Below are 17,303 nucleotides of genomic sequence, written 5' to 3'. Positions count from 1 at the left end.
AAGGAGGCGATGGTAATGACCACGCCCGTCCGGCGCCCCCGGGGTGGCGCAATGCAGGCCAGGCCCATGGGCTGGGCACGCAATCCGCTCACGGAGTTCGACCAACTGCTCAGTGAGATGAGCGGACTGATCGAATCTACGGTGGGAGGCGTGGCGCCCGCAGTCGCGTGGACACCCCTGGCGGATGTCACGGAGTCCGACGACGCCTTCCACGTCGAGATCGAACTCCCCGGCGTCAAGAGCAAGGACATCAACGTCGAAGCCAACGGCCAGGAGCTGGTGGTCACCGGAGAAATCAAGGAGAAGGAACGCAAAGGCGTCCTGCGCCGGAGCACCCGCCGCACCGGAGCCTTCGAGTACCGGCTGCGGCTGCCCGGAGAGGTCGACACCGAAAAGATCAATGCGCAGATGTCGGACGGGGTGCTCGCCATCACCGTCCCCAAGGCCGAGGTCGCAAAGCCCCGGCACATCGAGATCAGCGAGACGAGTGAAAGCACCGAGAGCAGCGGCTGAGACGCGAACGCCGCGGTTCCAGGCACCCACCTGGCACCGCGGCTGGGCCGACGAGGCTCGACCCCCGGGGCGGATCATGAACGACGTCCCGTACTCACAACCCCTCACGGCGGCGGAGCCGCGGCACGCGGCTCCCCACCGGCTTCCTTTCGGCGCCGCAGACGCCAGGCGCGCAGGACCCGAAGGGGGAGCAGACCCAGCGGTGCTCGCCGACCCATGTCCGCCTGGTCCTCGCGGTCGAATGCCCGCGCGTAACGCTCGGCGTCCTGGGCCGTCGGATACCGCTTACTCCCCTCTGATCCGCACCTACGGGCACAGTGCCAGAGCATCATGTCGCCCTCGTGGAGAAAGCGAAAACGGTGTCCCAGAAGGTGACAACGCAGCACAGAAGACCACCCTATTCGGACCGATCCATTCCGGCCTGTTCTGTTCGTCTGCAGGCAACAGCCCATGGCCCTGAACGAGAAGGCATGGCATGACCAGGACCGCCGAGTTCGGTGTCATCACGACCAAGGTCCCCGCCCGGCTTGACCGGCTGCCGTGGTCCCGATTTCATCGGCGGATCGTCATCGGTCTGGGAGCCGTCTGGATTCTGGACGGGCTCGAAGTGACGATCGTCGGGGCGGTTGCCGCCCGCATGACCGAGCCGGGCAGCGGCATCAACGTGACCAGCGCCGACATAGGCACTGCCGCAGCCGTCTACGTGGCGGGTGCATGTGCGGGCGCTCTCCTGTTCGGGAGGCTCACCGACCGCTACGGGCGCAAGAAGCTGTTCATGATCACGCTCGGAATCTACATACTCGCCACCGTCGCGACCGCGTTCGCCCACGACGCCTGGTACCTCTACCTCGCCCGCTTCATCACCGGTATGGGCATCGGCGGAGAGTATGCCGCGATCAACTCGGCTATCGACGAGCTGATTCCGGCCCGCAACCGCGGGCAGGTGGATCTGGCCATCAACGGCAGCTACTGGGTCGGTGCGGCGCTCGGCAGCCTGGTCGCCGTGCTGCTTCTCAACGAGAGTCTGCTGGCAGCCGACCTTGGCTGGCGGCTGGCCTTCGGCCTCGGCGGCGTTCTGGGCCTGGGCATCATGCTGGTACGCCGCCAGGTGCCGGAGAGTCCGCGCTGGCTGTTCATCCACGGGCATGAAGACGAGGCCGAACGCATCGTCGACCGGATCGAGGCCGAGGTGCACCAGGAGACCGGCCGTGAGCTGCCGGAACCGGGCGAGGCGGTCACCGTACGGCAGCGCGACGTCATCCCGTTCACGGAGATCGCCGGCGTGGCTCTGCGGCGGTATCCACGTCGCGCCGTTCTCGGTCTGGCGCTCTTCGTCGGACAGGCGTTCCTGTACAACGCGATCGTCTTCGACCTGGGCACGATCCTGAACGGCTTCTTCGACATCGGCTCCGGCTCGATCCCTTACTTCCTTGTCCTCTTCGCGATCGCCAACTTCCTCGGACCACTCCTTCTCGGCAGACTGTTCGACACCGTTGGCAGAAAGCCGATGATCGCGGGCACCTACTTCGGCTCGGCGGTCGTGGCAGCCGTCCTCGCCGTCCTGCTGATCAACGGCTCCCTGACGAGTTGGTCGTTCTTCCTGCTGGTCTCGCTGACCTTCTTCGTGGCGTCCGCGGGAGCGAGCTCGGCCTACCTGACGGTGAGCGAGGTCTTCCCCATGGAGACCCGAGCGCTGTCCATCTCGCTGTTCTTCGCGATCGGCACGGCCGTGGGCGGAATCACCGGCCCGCTGCTGTTCGGCCACTTGATTCACACTGGCGATGCCAACGTGGTGGCCATCGGCTTCCTCGTCGGAGCGGCAGCCATGGCGCTGGGCGGGGTGGCCGAGGTCTTCTTCGGTGTGCGGGCCGAACAACAGTCCCTGGAGAACATCGCCCGCCCACTCACCGCTGAGGAGGCCGAGGCAGACTGGCGCAACGAGCCCGCACCGCAGGACGCACGAGACCGCCTCCGGCCCGAGCACGTCCGGCAGGCCGCGCACGAGTGGGAACAGCGGATCGCCGACCGCACCGCCCGCCGCCGGGAGCGGGAGCGCACCGGAGCCCGCCGCTACCGCCCGGGCACCGGACCGGGCAGCAGGATGTACTCGCCGGGGATGGCCGGCACCGCGGGCACGGCAAGCCGTACGTCCGCCATGGCCGAACAACGCCTCGACGACGAGATCGAACAGATCACCCACGCACTCGAAGAAACCGGCCCGACAAGCCGCGACCGACTCGAACAGGCTGTGGGCGGTCGTTCCTGGGGCCCCGGACGCTTCCGCCGTGCCCTGCGTGAGTCCGAGCGGGAGTCCAGGGCCAGGAGTCTTGCCAACGGCAGCTACGCGCCGACGCATGGACGCGGCCGGCCCGACAGCACACCGGACGACCCCTATGACCAGCGGTGACCGGGGCAGAAGGAGGCAGCGATGAAATACGACGGATTCCTCGCCCAAGTACGCGAGCGAGGCGGATACAAGGATCAGGACGAAGCCGCGGACGTCACCAAGGCCGTACTGGAAGTGCTGGCCCAACGGATCAGCCCGGGAGAGGTCAAGGACCTCGCATCCCAGCTGCCCGGCCCGCTGGGACAGGTTCTGGACGATGCCACGCCGCAGCGGGCGCAGAGCTTCGGGATCGAAGAGTTCTACCGCCGGGTCGCCGAGCGCACCCATGCCCGGCCGCGTACGGCGCAGTGGGACGCCAGCGCGGTCCTGACCACGGTTGCCGACGCTGTCACCGGCGGAGAACTGAATCAGATCATCAGCCAACTCCCGTCCAGTTACGCGGTCCTGTTCGGCAAGGCCGACCTTGCGGACTGAGCCCGTGAGGCGCCCAGAACGAAGGGCCAACGAATAATGGTTGAGACAGGTTTCTCCTCGTTCGACGCCAGGGTGGACAAGGCGAATCGACTCCTCCAGGACGTCGAGGAGGCCTTTCAATGGCCCACAGAACGGCGTAAGCAGTCGTACGCGGCACCTCGGGCCGTGCTGCACAGGCTCCGGAGCGCGGCCCAGCGCGCCGAGCAGGCCTGCGGCGCCCCGGCCGTCCCAGCACTACGTCGCGGGCGGTTGCCGAGTGTCGGCATCCACTGACGTCAGCGTCTGCGTCCTCGGAGTACCGGCGCCCAGTTGCGCCCTGCGGCTCTTGCCGTTACGGATCAGGGGGCTGCCACTCGAACATCAAGATCGTGGCGTCGTCGCTGAGTTTGTTGTGCCGATGCTCGAGGATGGCGTGGATGAGCAGGCGCAGCGCTTCCGGGGCGCTCTGCCCCGCTGCGGTCGATCGGATGATGTAGTCGGTGAAGCGCTCCAGGCCGAACTCTTCGCCTGCCTCGTCGCGTGACTCTACGACGCCGTCTGAGTAGAGCAGTATTCGGTCACCGGGTTCGAGGCTGACGTCGTTCACCTGTCGGGCGGTCCCGGCGAGACTGGCGGGCAGACCCAAAGGAGGCTCAGGTGGCCGCTCCAAGGCGTTGTGGAGCAGGCGGTGGCGACGGATGAGCAACGGAGGCGGATGGCCGCAGTTGCACCAGCGCAGCACACCGGTGGGCATGTGCAACTGGGTGAAGACACCCGTGCAGAACTGCTCCGGAAGCCACTTCGCCAGCGCCTCGTCCACGGTGCCCACGAGTTCGTCCAGGTCTGCCCCGCTGCGCCGGGCGTTACGGCAACCTGCCATGGCGACAGAGGTGGCAAGTCCGGACGCCAGATCGTGCCCCATACCGTCAAGGATCGTGGCGTGCAAAACGTCCTCGGTGAACGCATGGTCGAAAGCATCGCCGCCCAGTTCGTACGCAGGCTCCAGAACCGCCGTCGAAACGACCCGCCCGGTGCCGATCGACCGGGGAGGGAGAAAAGCCCTCACCATCTCCGTGGGCAGATGCATCGGCCTGGTACGCATGCGCTGCGCGATGGTGTCGCTGTAGGTGCGCTTGGATGTGATGATCAGTGCGAGGAGCAGCGCCGCCGTTCGACAGCGCCGCAGCTTGAGCCCGTCCAGGCTGCTCATGTTCAGCTCCACGACGCCCAGCCGCTCCGCTCCGTCGGCCAGGGGCAGCCATACGTTCAGCCCGCCGGAGGGGACTTCTTCCACGCGGAGAGAGTCGGTGCGGTAGGCCCATCCGGCCAGCGAAGTGTCGAGCTCCAGTTCCGGCTCGCTTTCGACAATCGGCACCAGCAGTCTTTGCTGGATGTCGACCAGATAGATAACGGCCCTGCCCATACCCATGGCCTCGGCATACCGGTTCAGGACCGCGGGCAGTTCCGCAGGTGATGCCAGCTGGGCTGCTCTGACCAGTTCCTCCAGCAGTCGCTCACCGGACCCGACGGACATGTTCCTGTCCATGCCTTCGATGATCCCCGCGAGATCGAGCCGCCACAATCTGAGCTCTCCGACATCCGAGTTGTGGGCCGATCAGCCTGGGTGCTGGAGCTTGCCCTTGCGTATCGGCCGGGCATCGGGATCGGCTGACGCATCAGCCGGTCGGGGGATCGTGCGGATGCCCGCAAGCCGCACAGCGATCTGCTCCAGCAGCCAGCGGGCGCCCGCCGCGGTCTCGGCCGACTCACCGACCATGCCCGCTTTCGGTAGCGCCCTGGACGTGGACGAGGGCCTGCGGCGAGCCAGCAGGTCGTTGCGGCAGCCGAGGAAGCCTGGTCCGGTCGCGACTCACAGCAGGAGGTCGAAGACAGCGCGGGCCTCGTCCCAGTGCTGGGTCTGGGGGTTTTTCAGGTCGGGGTGGAGGATCTTGAAGCTCTGAGCCAGGGCCAGGCTGAGTCCGCCGATGATGTCCGGATAGGCCGCCTCGGTCTCCTCGTCGGGCGTGCGGTCCAGAGCGGGGTGGGTGGCGAGCTGTTCCAGGATCGGTTTGAGTTCTACTTCCTGGTTGATCTTCTGGAAGTGGTGAATGCTCTCCTGCAGGCCTTTCGTGATCGGTAGGTCACAGGTCCGGATGATGTCGCGCCCGTTGGCCTTGGCAGTGGCCTGGGCGACGGTCAGCAGATCGTAGAGCTTGGCGTCGACGAAGTCGCTGTAGCGCTTGAGATCGTTCTTGTCGACGTCCAGCTCCGCGGCCGCCCGGAAGAACCTTTCGAACCTGGCGATGGACATCACGGTCATGACGGCAACCTCCGGCTGCGGGCGCCGGGGTGGCTCCCGGCCCCTGGGCTTGCCATTCAGCCTGGCCGACGGGGCGCGCGAACGCATGCGCATGTCGGGCCCAATTTGCCTCCCTGTATTGGCCTGCCAGGCCCAGGCGTCCGACTGCCCGGGTGGTCGGACGGGCGTGCGGATCGACAGCAGGGCGAACACTGTGTCGCGGAGCGGCCCCACGTTAAGGGTGACCCCAGATGTCGCTGCTCATGAGGCCGAACGCCGCGGTGGCGGTGCCTCGCTGGTGTACTGGAGCCACCCGGGTGGCAGGGCGTTGCCGGACTCCGGGATCAGCGCTCCGATCACGCCGAGGGCCGTTCCCCTCAGCCGGTGGCCGGCGCGCATCAGGCTGAGCATGGGCAGCGACAGCAGCGCGATGTGCTCCTGCGGGCCGATCATGGCGATGACGGGGCGGGCGCAGTCCAGGTAGGGCGGGTCCGTCACCCTTCTTCAGTCGCTTCGCGGTTTCCGTCGGCCATCCCGGATCGGCCACGTGGACGACGTCGAGTCGCGGCCGCTGGGGCTGACAGCTGGCGCTGGGGGGTGTGGTCATCGATCGCCCTGTACGCGAGGGTGCCGGTTTGTGAGTGTAGGTCGGCCCGGGATCGCGCGTCCGCCGAGCGCGGCGCCGCCAGGAGGCGGCGGCGCGGCCGACGCGACCCGGCAGGGCGTTCCGGCTAGGCTCACATCCGTGACGTGGCTGCGGGCCTTCGGGGAGGTCGTGCGATCCGGGCTCACGATCGAGGAGACGCGGCTGGAGCCCCTGCTCGCGCTGCGCACGGCCGCTGGGGTGGCGATCGTCATCGGGCCGGCGCTGTGGCTGGTCTCCCCTGCGTATGCCGCGTCCGCCGCCCTCGGTGCCTACTCCGCGGGTGGGGCCACCTTCCAGCGCAGCTGGCGTCCGCGCAAGGTGGTCGCGCTCGGCGCGGGCGCGGGTTTGGCGCTCAGCACCTTCGTGGGCTACCTGGCGGCGGGGCGACTCGTGACGTTCCTCCCGCTGCTGGCCGTATGGGCCTTTGCCGCGGGAATGGCGTGGGCCGTCGGATCGACCGCTGGGATCGTCGCAGCGACGACGGTCGGCAGCATGCTGGTGACCATCACCCTGCCCACGAGCGTCGGGCGAGCCCTGGAGCACGCCGGGGTCATCGCGCTCGGGGGCGTGACGCAGGCCGTGCTGATCCTGCTGTTCCCGATCCGCCGTTGGGGGGCGCATCGTGACGCGCTCGCCGACGCCCTGGCCGCCGTGGCGGACTACGCCCGCCGGTTGCGGCACGACCCGACCGCCCCGTTCGACCCGGAGCCGTTGATGACGGCCCGGGACGCGGCCGCCGTGACGCCGTCACAGGCCCGCACCCGTCCCCCCGTCCTGCACGGGCCCCGGGGACTCGCCGAGCGCATTCGGCCGGTCGTCGCCGCGCTCGCCGACCCGGACGTGGGCGCCCCGGCGGAGGGACCCGGGCGGGACCGCGCGCGGGAGTTGCTCGACGCGGCCGCCGACGTTCTGGATGCGGCCGCCCGTTCGATCCGCCGCGGCACTCCCGCCGAGGTGCGGCCCGGGAGCATGGACGTCCTGCGCGTCGACGAGGAGCACGAGGCGCTGGAGGGCCCCGCGCGGCAGGCCGCCGAGCGGCTCGTGGAACTGCTCGGCGAGGCGTTGGAGATCGCCGGGAGCGGCGGCGCGCGCGGGAGGACGCCCACGCCGCCCGGCCCCGCGGGCGCCCAGTTCCTGGTGCGCCCGACAATGCTCCGGCTGGTCCCGGTCGTCGTCCGGGCGGTCCGCCGTGAGCTCCGCCGGGACTCGCCCGTGTTCCGGCACGCCGTCCGCCTGGCGGCGGTGGCCACGCTCGGCTATCTGATCGCCGCCCGGCTCCCACTGGGCCACGGCTACTGGGCGCCCATCGCCTCGGTGATGGTGATGCGGCCGGACTTCCACCGGACGTACGCGCGTGCGGTGGCCCGTCTCGCCGGGACCCTGACGGGGGTCGCGCTCGCCACCGTGATGGTGCGGGCCCTGGGTCCGGACGCCCATGTGTTCGGCGCGCTGGCAGTGGTCTCGGCGGGCCTGTCGTACATGCTGAACCGTACCGGCTACGCCTACTCCCAGTGCTTCACCGCCGCGTACGTCGTCTTCCTGCTCGGCATGGGCGGCCAGGCATGGGAGCAGACAGTCCCGGAGCGGGTGGTGCTCACCCTGCTCGGCGGGGCCCTGGCAATGCTGGCGTACGTGGTGTTCCCCGCATGGGAGACGCCCCGGCTGTCGGGCCGGCTTGCGGACTGGCTCGCCGCCAACGGCCGCTATGCGGCCGCGGTGCTCCGCAACTACGCCGAACCGACCCGGGAGCATCATGCCGACATGCGCAGGGCACTGCTGGAGAGCAGGGAGGCACGGGCCGCCTGGCAGGAGGCATACGACCGGGCAAGGCAGGAACCAGTCCGCCCCCGGGGGCTGACGTCGCGCGAGGCGCAGGAGGCGCAGGAGGCGCTCAAGGGGTTCGGCCGCGCGGCGATGCTCATGGAGAGCCACGTCCCGCGGGCCGACAGCCGTGTCGTCCCCGAGGCGGAGCGGTTCGCCGAGGCCCTGGAGGCGGACACCGCGCAGGCGGCAGCCGACGTGCGCGAGCACAGGAATCCGGACTGGGGGCGCATGGAGGAGGCGCTCCACGCGTGGGAGGGCGCCGCCGGGGACCGGAGCCCGGTCGTGCGGCGCGAGGCGGAACTGCAGAAGCAAGCCTTGGAGGACCTCGCGACGGCCGTGAGCCGCACACCCTTGGAACGGGACGTCGGCTCTGCTCGCGAGGAGCAGCGAGTGCGGGCGGCCGCGGCGGCGGAGGGCGGCGGATCAGGAGCCGCGCACCGGAGTGGGTGACGAAGTCGGCGGCGGGGAGCGCCGCGCCTCCTGGAGCGGGAAGTAGTCTCCCGGCCGCGTCGAGCGCCGCCACACGTACACCGCTGTCGCCATCACGAGGATCAGCCCCGCCAGGATGAGCAGTTCGATCCCCTCGACGTTCCACCGGAAGGACTTCTCCGCCTCAGCCGTCACGATGAGCACCCTGCGGATGCCGGCAATCAGGCCGACGACGAGGAAAGGCTCCGCGTCGAGGGTCCGGTTCCTGATGGTGAGGCGGACGGTGTGGAGCAGCTCGGCCACGATGAACAGCACCAGGCTGCTGTCCAGGGCGGAGAGAACGACCGTTTCCTCGTGGTACGGCCCCTGGATCGACCTGATGACGTCGTGGACGACCCCGACGGTCAGGATCCCCGCGAGCAGTACGAGGAGCGCCGCGACGACGAGGTGGATGCCGTCCTCGATGAGCTGCAGGAGGCCCTGCACCCGGCCGCCCTCGAGCTTCGGGAGAATGGGTCGCACATTCAGCATGCTAGGGGTGCCCCGTCCCGCAGGCGCGGCGTGCTGCCGAACGGGTGGACGAGCGGATCCCTCCCCGTGGTGGCAGCCTGGGGGAAGCGGCGAGGCGCGACATCACCGAGGCCTACCAGGCGGCAGGACAAGGGTTGTGAGGCAGCCCGACGCGGACACGAACGGCAGGAACCTGCGGCCCGTCCTGGCGCCGACCCGGGGTCTGCCCTCCGATGCGGCCCGGGACCTTGCCTCCGGCCTGCGGGAGGAACCGCGCCACCGCACCGCCAGGGGCATCCGCTGGCAGACGGACACCGACGGCGCCCCTGGCGGCGAACGAGCAGGTCGACGTTATCCGACGTGGCCGAAACGTCGGCACCCGCCTGGAGGACGGCGACTGGGCCACCAGCGTCTTCTTCACCGAACTGCCGAGCCGGGCGGAGTACAACCCGGTCCGCACCGAGGCCGACCCTGAGCACAGGGGCGCACGTCGTGGCGGGCGCACCGTGCCGGGGGACACGAGTGCACTGGAGGTGTGTGATGAGTGCTGACCGCTCCCACGAGAGCCGTGATGGTCACGTACTGGTCCTCGATGCTGGCTCTTCGAGCCTTCACATCGCTCTGTTCGCGGCGGACGGTCAACGGGTGGCGGATCGAGACGCCTCGGAGCCCCCGGGGCCTGCTGCGGCGGCGGAACTGCGGAACTTCCTCAGCGAGGTGCCCACTCCTACGGCGGTTGGTCACCGCATCGTCCACAGCGGCCCGCACCTGACTGGACATACGCTGATCGACGCACGCGTACGGGCTCTGCTGGCGGACGTCGCCGATCTCGCGCCGTTGCACGTGACCCCTGCCTTGCATGTGGTCGATGCCGCACGAGAGCTCCTGCCCGACGTTCCTCATATCGCCTGCTTCGACACCGTCTTTCACAAGGATTTGCCGGCACAGGCGAGCACGTACGCCGTGCCGGAGCGATGGCGAGCCGAATACGAGCTGCGCCGGTACGGCTTCCACGGGCTTTCCTACTCGTGGGCACTGCAGAGGACGGCGCAGGCCCTGGGCCGACCCGTCGACAACCTCCAGGTCGTGCTCGTACACATGGGCGGCGGCTGCTCGGCCTGCGCCGTGCGGAACGGACGCAGCGTGGACACCACCATGGGCCTCACTCCGCTGGAAGGCCTGGTGATGAGTCGGCGCAGCGGCAGCCTCGACCCCGGCGCGCTGCTGTGGCTACAGCGGCGGCACGGTCTGAGCACGGACGAATTGGACGACACACTCCACCGGCATTCCGGTCTGCTCGGCCTCTCCGGTACCTCGGGAGACACCCGGGACCTGGTGCGCGCCCGCGCGGAGGGTGATGCCGCGGCCGCGTTGGCGCTGGCGACGTTCACACTCAGCTGCCGCAGGGGCATCGCCTCGATGGCCGCCTCGCTGGACCGGCTGGACGCCCTGGTCTTCACCGGGGAGATCGGCGAAGACCAACCCGAGGTACGCGAGGAGATCTGCTCGGCCCTGACTGTTCTCGGTGTACGAGGCGGGCTGCTCGTCCCCGAACTGGAAGATTTGATGCGGGAAGGCCACCGACGCATCGATCAGGCGGTGAGAGGTGTCCCGGTCCTCGTGGTCGCAACCGGCGAGACGCAGCAGATCGCCGCCGAGACCCGACGGGTGCTCGGCGGCATGTGACTGGCCAAGGCAACTGCCGGCACATCCACACTTACCTGGCCCGCGCCAAGAACCGGCCTCCTGTACCTGGAAAGCACGGAGGAGTGGCGGCGTCTGGTCCTGTACGCCGCCCCCCTGTCAGGGGCACGGGGCTCGAGGGCCACTGGCCCCCATCAGAGCCCCGTACCTCCCCTTCGACGCCAATGAGGACATCCTGAGCCGCATGTTCACCGACTGGCTCGCCGCCCTCAGTATCCCGGTGCTGGTCTCACACGAGGCTTCCACTCGGACCCCTACGTCGACATCGTTCGGGCGCGCACCGCCCGCGATCGGCGCCCCGGAGAAACACCGGAGACTTCGACTGCTCCGGCGACGACATCCAACGCGACTGGGCGCACCAACTGCTGGGCTGACGTCAAGCGGCGGCCCGGGAGGGCCGGAAGGGATCAGGCCGCCGCTCGACGATCCGGACCCGTGCCCCGTTGTTCATGGGCCTCCAGCGCCAGGGCGAGGCCGAGAAGTACCCACCGCCGTCGTGAAGGAAGAGCTCCACGAGGGGTGGCTGGCGCACGTCCTCGTCCGGGCCGCGGCCGGTGCGGGGCCGCTCGTCGTGGGCAGCCGCAGGCGCTGTGCCGTGGTCGGCCCGCACACGGGGCCGGTCGGGCACGCTCTGATCCACCACGTGCACTGCCCGGTCGCGCTTGTGCCGTACGACTGAGTGCTGTTCGACATGTTCGTCGTCGACCGTGGGAACAGGAGACGCCCGAGCCACAGAGGCCGCGTGTCAGCAGGTCAGCGTTCCCTCGTTCGCGCAGACAACGGTCCACCGGTGGGTGCGCGTTGTGCAGCCACGACCGCGGGCCCATACCGCCCCCATGACGCCTGTTCGGACCGCAGCGACTGCTACTCCAGCGGTAGGTCGATGCCGTCGAGCGTGAGGTGGCCGTGTTTCCTTTGCTCTCCGGGTTAACCCAGGCGCCACATCGACCGCCTGTCTGCTGATACCGACGCATCCGGCAGCAGTTCCCAGTGCAGATCTCCTGAGCTGGAGGCAACGTGCCATGCGATGAGCATGTGGCCAACCGATCCAGCGCAGCGATGAGCTCCGCGGGAACGAGTCCGCAAGCGCGCGATCCGCTCCAACTCGGGCACATCCTGGACCAGCGGAGGCAGCTGTGTGTGGCCCGTGAGCCTTCTCCGGCGTCCTCAGTCCGGGATGGCCAAACCGCCTGATGGTGTGCAGCTGAGCCGGGCGCCGACCTGCCCCTTCGATGCGAGTCAGGCGCGATTGGAAACCAGCTCCCAACGCAAGTCTCCCGCTTCCCCAGTCCCCGTCCAAGAGACGAGGACCTCCTCGGCCACCAAGTGCTTGAGAATCACGGGCAGTGCTGTAATACGGCAGCCGCATTCGCGCGCCATCTGCTCCGCTGATACCGCTCCTTGGTTCTCTCCGGCTACGGTGTGCGCTGCCAGTGCGAGAGCGGCCAGCCGTGGAAGCGGCGCGGAATCTGTTTGGATGCTGGAGGCGGAGCGCACTGCCCAGTCGGCGGCCTGAAGCCGGTCGGGGCGAGCCGGGTGCTGTGTGAGCAGGGCTGCGTCGAGCATCTGAGCCGTGATCACGCCGCCGTCGGACATGAATGGCCGCAGCCATCCCGCTTCGCTCAGCTCGCGCCACGCTTCTGAGGCAGATCCCAGGCGGAGGCTTCGCAGCAGCCCTAGGGGCAAGCGGACGCGCGCCACGTTGTTCATGCGCAGCGCGCACTGCAAGGCGATCAACCGGGCGTCGGCCCCCGTGGCGGCCGGCAGGGCGACGGCAAGGTAGTTGAGCATCTCCTGTACCCGGGTTCGGCTGTCGGGTCCTTTGGGGTGGCGTCTTCGGCGCGTGTTCGCCCGTCCTCGCGACGAGACCGCAGCGGCCAGGATCGTTTCGGGCACGACGGCGGCCTGTGACGTGGCGGCCGCACACGCAGTGCATGCATCGGTGAGGCGCCACGCCCGTCCGCCGTGGTCACGGGCCAGGAGAAGGCGGATCGGGCCGTGGCAGCCACGGTGACGGGGATGCCAGCCGCAGCCCCGTTCGTGGCACTGGCACGTCCGCAGATGCGCAGGAAGCAGGTCTCGGCGCGCGTGTGACGCCAGATGCGCCAGGACCTCTGATCGAGCAGCTGGGCCGGTGAGCCGCTGCCCACCCTGCGCACATTGCTGACAGACGAGTACCGGCCCGCCGGGCTGGGGGAGGAGCTCAACCGTCCATGTACGCCGGACATCTGACTGTGGGAAGCAGAGCCTCATGGCGCGCGAGTTCCTCCTGCCGTTTCCGCGCCGGCCTCTGGCGGGCTGGGGTCGGCCGCACACGGTAGTGCAGACCTCTGCCCCTCGGAACGAACCTGAAAGGCGGAAATAGGGCAGAGGTATGCACTGACAGGGCAGGCGTCTGCACCGTCGGATGGTCGGGTGACGATCTTTCCGCCCGACCCGGACTTCGAGGCCCTGCGCCTGGAACTCGCCCGGCTGCGTGCGGCGCGGGGATGGAGTTACGACGAGCTCGCCTCTCGAAGCGGCCTGGCCAGAAGGACTCTGATCGAGATCGAGCAGGGGCGCACTATCGGCACTCTCAAGACGTGGCACGCTCTGGCCCACGCATTGAGCACTCCCCTCGACGAACTCTTCGGCACTCTCTGCCAGGGGCACGAGCCACCTCGTCAGGCGGGCGGCTGACTGGTCGGCCCGGCCGGCCGGGCAACCACCCGATTGGGTAGGCGGACACGAATGTCTGAGCGATGATCCGAACAGGTGTTGCCATGGATTCGGCCGTTCGACGGACGTCACCAGCCAGGGCAGTGCTTCGACAGCGTGTTGGCTGGCACCTTCTCGCGCATGCACCCCTCATCCGCATCCCGGCACTGGGACGGCAGCCCCGCATCCTCCCAACAGCGACGGTCCCTGCGCGTCCACCCCGACAGCCCAACCCGCCTTCTGCGCTGCGCACAGCGTGCTCGTTGCCGTGAGTGCGGAAACCCGGTCGAGTGGTACCACCGGGGCCGTGACCGGCCCGTGCCACTGCACCCGCAAGAACTGCCCGCAGCCGAGATGCCCGCCGCATACCGCTGGCACGTCAGCTCAGGCCTCGCCCATCCCGCCGGGGACGGCAGCACCTGGTGTCGGCTGACCCACGCCGTCGTCTGCCCCGCTCGCGACGCCCCGTGTGACATCACCCCCGCTCTGACCTGGCTACGCCGGTCGCTGGCTGTGAACACGCGCCGCCTGACTGACGCCGGTGTTTTCGTCCCGCCCACGGACGTCGACCGCCGCTCGCGGTCCAACGGCACGTGCCGACCCGCCAGGCCCGTCGTCCAGATCCTGTATGTCCGCTACCTCGCCGCCCGCCCCCTGGACGAGATCCAGTGCGTCGCGCAGACGCGGCATCGCACCCGATGCTCCACGAAAATGCTCGCCCCGGACAGCCTTCAAGGCATCTGGATCCTGGCCCCCGCAACGGCCGCCAAAGGTCAGCTGGCCCTTCCCACTGAGGTAATGGCTCTCTACGACCTTTCCTCGCTGCTGTACGCGGAACAGCTGCGCTGGCGTACACAGCGATGCCCTCACCATGCCGCCGTCCCGACGTCGGCGGATCTCGCACTGACCGATTGGGAGCCGTTCGACCCGGCGGTCCATCACCCCTACGTGCACCCACGTCTCCCGACTCACGTGCGTCAACCGCGCCGCGGAAACGGTGAGTCGGAGGCGGCCTGGCGATGAAGCACCCGTACGCAGTGGAGATCCTCCTGACGAGATCCGTCATTCTCGCAGAGCTTCGCCGAGCCTGCCGCGCCTTTCCCCTGGCGGCGAACGCCGAACCCACACGGCTCACGACGGTTCGGTGCGCCAAGTCGCCCGGGCGGGCCGTCCGGTCGCTTCCTCATAACCGCGACCGCCTGCTACCCATTGACACGCTGACGACCCACTACCTCGACCCAAGCGGCCAGGTCCTGCTCTATGTCGCCCTCTCCTGGGATGTGTGCTCAACGGTTCGTCGAACCGCGGCAAACTGCGGTCGCAAGCCCGCAGACCTCCTCGGCCGCACCATTGTGGCGGCCTTGGAACAGGACAGAAACCATCGAGCTCGCCAACTCGCAGCACAGATAGAGGGCCTTCCTGCCCATCACGGCCTTGAGGGCGTACTGGCCTGTGCAGCGCGCGCCTTGCTCCGCAGTCGTCCTCCTAGCTTTCGCACCCCATAGCCCACCTCCGCGGAGTTCCCGTTGCACACCCCCACCGACGAACAGGCCCATGCCGTCGACGCCTTCCGTAGCGGCGATCACCTGGTGCTGCAGGCAGGTGCCGGCACAGGCAAGACCAGCACACTCGGCATGCTCGCCACGAGCACAAAGCGCCGAGGCCGCTACCTTGCCTTCAACAAGGACATCGCACGCGATGCCAGTAGCCGTTTTCCGAACTCTGTGCAGTGCAAGACGGCCCACGCCACGGCCTTCGCTGCCCTCGGGCACCGCTTCGTCCTCCGCCTCAACAGCCCGCGACAGCCCGCATGGAGGATCGGAAAGTCGCTCGGCGTCAACTCCTCCGTCCGTATCGGTGATCACGAGATCAGCCACCGGACGCTGTCTCAGGCTGTACTGCGTACCGTGACCCGGTTCTGCCACTCGGCAGACCGGGCGCTGGCGCCTCACCACGTGCCGGTTCTGCGCCGCCTTGAAGCACCGGAAGACCATACGCAACTCTCCGATGCTGTTCTGCCGTTCGCTGCGCGGGCCTGGCACGACCTGCAGAATCCCGAGCGCGGCGTAGTCCGCTTCGAACACGACCACTACCTGAAGATGTGGGCGCTGACCGACCCCAAGATCGAGGCCGACTTCCTCTTCCTCGACGAGGCGCAGGACACCAACCCGGTTCTGGAGCAGGTCTTCACCGCACAACGTGCTCACGCTCAGTTGGTCATGGTCGGGGACTCGGCTCAGGCCATCTACGGCTGGCGCGGCGCCCGCGACGTGATGACCGGCTTCGACGCCAACCATCTCACCTTGACCCGTTCCTTCCGCTTCGGCCCGGCGCTGGCGGAGGAGGCAAACCGATGGCTGTCGTTCGCGAACGCCTCCATCCGGCTGACGGGCACCGAAGAGATCTCGACTGAGGTCGGCGTGGTCACCAGCCCCGATGCCGTGCTGTGCCGGACCAACATCGGCGCCGTGACCGAGGTGATGCGTCTGCTCGCCGCCGGCCAACGAGTCGCTCTGACCCGTGGTGGACAGACACTGACGGCACTGGCTCTTGCCGCGCAGGACCTCAAGGAAGGCCGCTGCACATCCCACCCGGAACTGGCACTCTTCTCCTCCTGGGGCGAGTTGCAGGACTACGCGACCTACGATCTCGCTGGCCGTGACCTTCAGCCTTTCGTGGAAGTCGTGGATGCCCACGGCCCGCAGGCCATCATTGCCGCGGTCGACGCCCTGACCGACGAGACTACGGCCGACGTCACGATCTCCACCGCCCACAAGGCGAAGGGTCGAGAGTGGTTGCAGGTGAGGATCGCCGATGACTTTCCTCAACCTGCGGAAACGGATCAGAACGACGACTGTGGTCGGCCGCCCCCGCCATCCGTGAGCGAGAAGGACGCCCAACTTGCCTACGTCGCCGTGACGCGCGCGCGTCGTCGACTCGATCTCGGAGGCCTCTCGTGGATCCAGAGCCACCCGGGCGCCTGAAAGTCCTCGCGCAGATCAACGTCGTGCGCAATGACAAGGCCCCGTATCTCGGAGAGTACGTGGACGGAGGAAACGGTGATGTGAATGCGGGCCGCGCCGAGCTTTTCCTTCAGGTCGTCGACCGAGTGGCCGGTCTCAAGGGCGACCAGCTGCGTGTGCAACCGCAGGAGCAACGCGCGCTAGCCCGGCCCGACAGTCCGGAGCCGATCCGGCAGCCGACGAGAAGGAAAGACCTCGTTCGACGGCAGCGTCGACGTACTCGGGTTCGTCGTACATCTCGTAGTGGCCGGCGCCGTCGATCACCACGAGGTCGACGGGGTTGGGAGCCAGCTTCCACAGCTGCATGCCGGTGTCGTAGGAGCCGGTGTTGCCGATGCGTCCGGCTAGGACGACCTAGTGGCTGGGGCATGAGTCGATCGGCCAAGTGGAACGCGTCGTAGCCCAGCAGTAGGGAGTCGCTGCGCAAGAGGCGCCGGTTCGTGGAGTGTCCGTTACCGCCGCGCTCGGTGCGGTAGTAGGTGATGGTCTGAGTGGTGTCGATGTCGGTCAGGCCCGCTGTCGTGGCGTCCTCAAGGGTGTCGGGCAGCCAGTTCACGCGGGTCGTCTCGCTGGAGCGGGCCTCTTCGGTACGTGTGTCCGCGAGGGCGTTGATTGCTGCGGCCGGACCGTCGGGCTGGAAGCTGCGGAACGAAGCGCCGATGTTGACGGGGACGACCGTGCCGACCGCTTTGATGCGGTGGTCCGTGCGGGCGGTGTGCACGGCGTAGCCCCCACCGGCGCAGATGCCGAGGACGCCGATGCGGTGCGGGTCGATGCCGGGGGTCGTGGTGAGCACGTCGATGGCGTAGGAGATGTCCTCACCTCGGTGGTAGGGGTCTTCGAGGTCGCGGCAGAGGC

The 17,303-nt window shown here is 68.5% G+C and carries 14 protein-coding genes and 2 pseudogenes; 9 read left to right on the top strand and 7 right to left on the bottom strand.

Annotated features, from left to right (window positions below):
• The first annotated feature begins 15 nt into the window (after positions 1-15).
• The 3 genes from ACZ4SW_RS13505 (at position 16) to ACZ4SW_RS13495 (ending at position 3,334) form a co-directional block, all read left to right on the top strand.
• Positions 16-513: an Hsp20/alpha crystallin family protein gene (locus ACZ4SW_RS13505; protein WP_263233560.1), complete on the top strand. Its 498-nt coding sequence runs from the start codon at positions 16-18 to the stop codon at positions 511-513.
• 475 nt (positions 514-988) lie between these two features.
• Positions 989-2,920, top strand: coding sequence for an MFS transporter (locus ACZ4SW_RS13500; RefSeq protein ID WP_263233561.1), 1,932 nt, complete (start codon positions 989-991; stop codon positions 2,918-2,920).
• Between the two features lie 21 nt (positions 2,921-2,941).
• Positions 2,942-3,334, top strand: coding sequence for a DUF2267 domain-containing protein (locus tag ACZ4SW_RS13495; RefSeq protein ID WP_263233562.1), 393 nt, complete (start codon positions 2,942-2,944; stop codon positions 3,332-3,334).
• A 331-nt stretch (positions 3,335-3,665) separates the two neighbouring features.
• Here ACZ4SW_RS13495 and ACZ4SW_RS13490 read toward each other — a convergent pair whose 3' ends face one another.
• The 4 genes and pseudogenes from ACZ4SW_RS13490 to ACZ4SW_RS13475 all read right to left on the bottom strand — a co-directional run bounded on the left by ACZ4SW_RS13490 (position 3,666) and on the right by ACZ4SW_RS13475 (position 6,110).
• Positions 3,666-4,859: a PP2C family protein-serine/threonine phosphatase gene (locus ACZ4SW_RS13490; RefSeq protein ID WP_263233563.1), complete on the bottom strand. Its 1,194-nt coding sequence runs from the start codon at positions 4,857-4,859 to the stop codon at positions 3,666-3,668.
• A 75-nt stretch (positions 4,860-4,934) separates the two neighbouring features.
• Positions 4,935-5,096 (bottom strand): annotated as a pseudogene (locus ACZ4SW_RS13485) (ISNCY family transposase); the annotation flags it as partial.
• Positions 5,097-5,183: 87 nt separating this feature from the next.
• Entirely contained in the window at positions 5,184-5,633 is a 450-nt protein-coding gene (locus ACZ4SW_RS13480; protein ID WP_263233564.1) for a DUF1931 family protein, read from the bottom strand.
• Positions 5,634-5,873: 240 nt separating this feature from the next.
• Positions 5,874-6,110 (bottom strand): hypothetical protein, encoded by a 237-nt coding sequence (locus tag ACZ4SW_RS13475; RefSeq protein WP_468241919.1) that lies wholly within the window; start codon positions 6,108-6,110, stop codon positions 5,874-5,876.
• 247 nt (positions 6,111-6,357) lie between these two features.
• Between ACZ4SW_RS13475 and ACZ4SW_RS13470 the strand changes: the two genes are divergently transcribed.
• Positions 6,358-8,532: an FUSC family protein gene (locus ACZ4SW_RS13470; RefSeq protein WP_468241916.1), complete on the top strand. Its 2,175-nt coding sequence runs from the start codon at positions 6,358-6,360 to the stop codon at positions 8,530-8,532.
• On the opposite strand, the gene ACZ4SW_RS13465 is transcribed toward ACZ4SW_RS13470, so the two are convergent.
• Complete coding sequence (locus tag ACZ4SW_RS13465; protein ID WP_468241914.1) at positions 8,506-9,042, bottom strand: phosphate-starvation-inducible PsiE family protein; 537 nt, start codon at positions 9,040-9,042, stop codon at positions 8,506-8,508. The genes ACZ4SW_RS13470 and ACZ4SW_RS13465 overlap by 27 nt on opposite strands.
• 471 nt (positions 9,043-9,513) lie before the next feature.
• Here ACZ4SW_RS13465 and ACZ4SW_RS13460 point away from each other — a divergent pair, with 471 nt between their 5' ends.
• Both ACZ4SW_RS13460 and ACZ4SW_RS13455 read left to right on the top strand, forming a co-directional pair.
• A complete protein-coding gene (locus tag ACZ4SW_RS13460) occupies positions 9,514-10,707 on the top strand; it encodes an acetate/propionate family kinase (RefSeq protein ID WP_468241912.1) in 1,194 nt (397 codons plus the stop codon).
• A gap of 514 nt (positions 10,708-11,221) precedes the next feature.
• Complete coding sequence (locus tag ACZ4SW_RS13455) at positions 11,222-11,404, top strand: universal stress protein (RefSeq protein ID WP_071381389.1); 183 nt, start codon at positions 11,222-11,224, stop codon at positions 11,402-11,404.
• A gap of 560 nt (positions 11,405-11,964) precedes the next feature.
• Here the strand turns inward: ACZ4SW_RS13455 and ACZ4SW_RS13450 are convergent.
• Entirely contained in the window at positions 11,965-12,516 is a 552-nt protein-coding gene (locus tag ACZ4SW_RS13450) for a hypothetical protein (RefSeq protein ID WP_263233569.1), read from the bottom strand.
• A gap of 624 nt (positions 12,517-13,140) precedes the next feature.
• On the opposite strand from ACZ4SW_RS13450, the gene ACZ4SW_RS13445 reads away from it, so the two are divergent.
• The 3 genes from ACZ4SW_RS13445 (at position 13,141) to ACZ4SW_RS13435 (ending at position 16,406) form a co-directional block, all read left to right on the top strand.
• Complete coding sequence (locus tag ACZ4SW_RS13445) at positions 13,141-13,404, top strand: helix-turn-helix transcriptional regulator (RefSeq protein ID WP_071381387.1); 264 nt, start codon at positions 13,141-13,143, stop codon at positions 13,402-13,404.
• 159 nt (positions 13,405-13,563) lie between these two features.
• A complete protein-coding gene (locus tag ACZ4SW_RS13440; RefSeq protein ID WP_079173190.1) occupies positions 13,564-14,445 on the top strand; it encodes a DUF6083 domain-containing protein in 882 nt (293 codons plus the stop codon).
• A 503-nt stretch (positions 14,446-14,948) separates the two neighbouring features.
• Positions 14,949-16,406: a UvrD-helicase domain-containing protein gene (locus tag ACZ4SW_RS13435; protein WP_468241908.1), complete on the top strand. Its 1,458-nt coding sequence runs from the start codon at positions 14,949-14,951 to the stop codon at positions 16,404-16,406.
• 222 nt (positions 16,407-16,628) lie between these two features.
• Here the strand turns inward: ACZ4SW_RS13435 and ACZ4SW_RS13430 are convergent.
• Positions 16,629-17,295: pseudogene (locus ACZ4SW_RS13430) on the bottom strand (alpha/beta hydrolase); the annotation flags it as partial.
• Between the last annotated feature and the right edge of the window lie 8 nt (positions 17,296-17,303).

The organism is Streptomyces sp. NPDC028331 (genome assembly GCF_055565775.1).
Note: the sequence above shows the minus strand (reverse complement) of the source record. Positions and strands in the feature narration are given on the sequence as shown.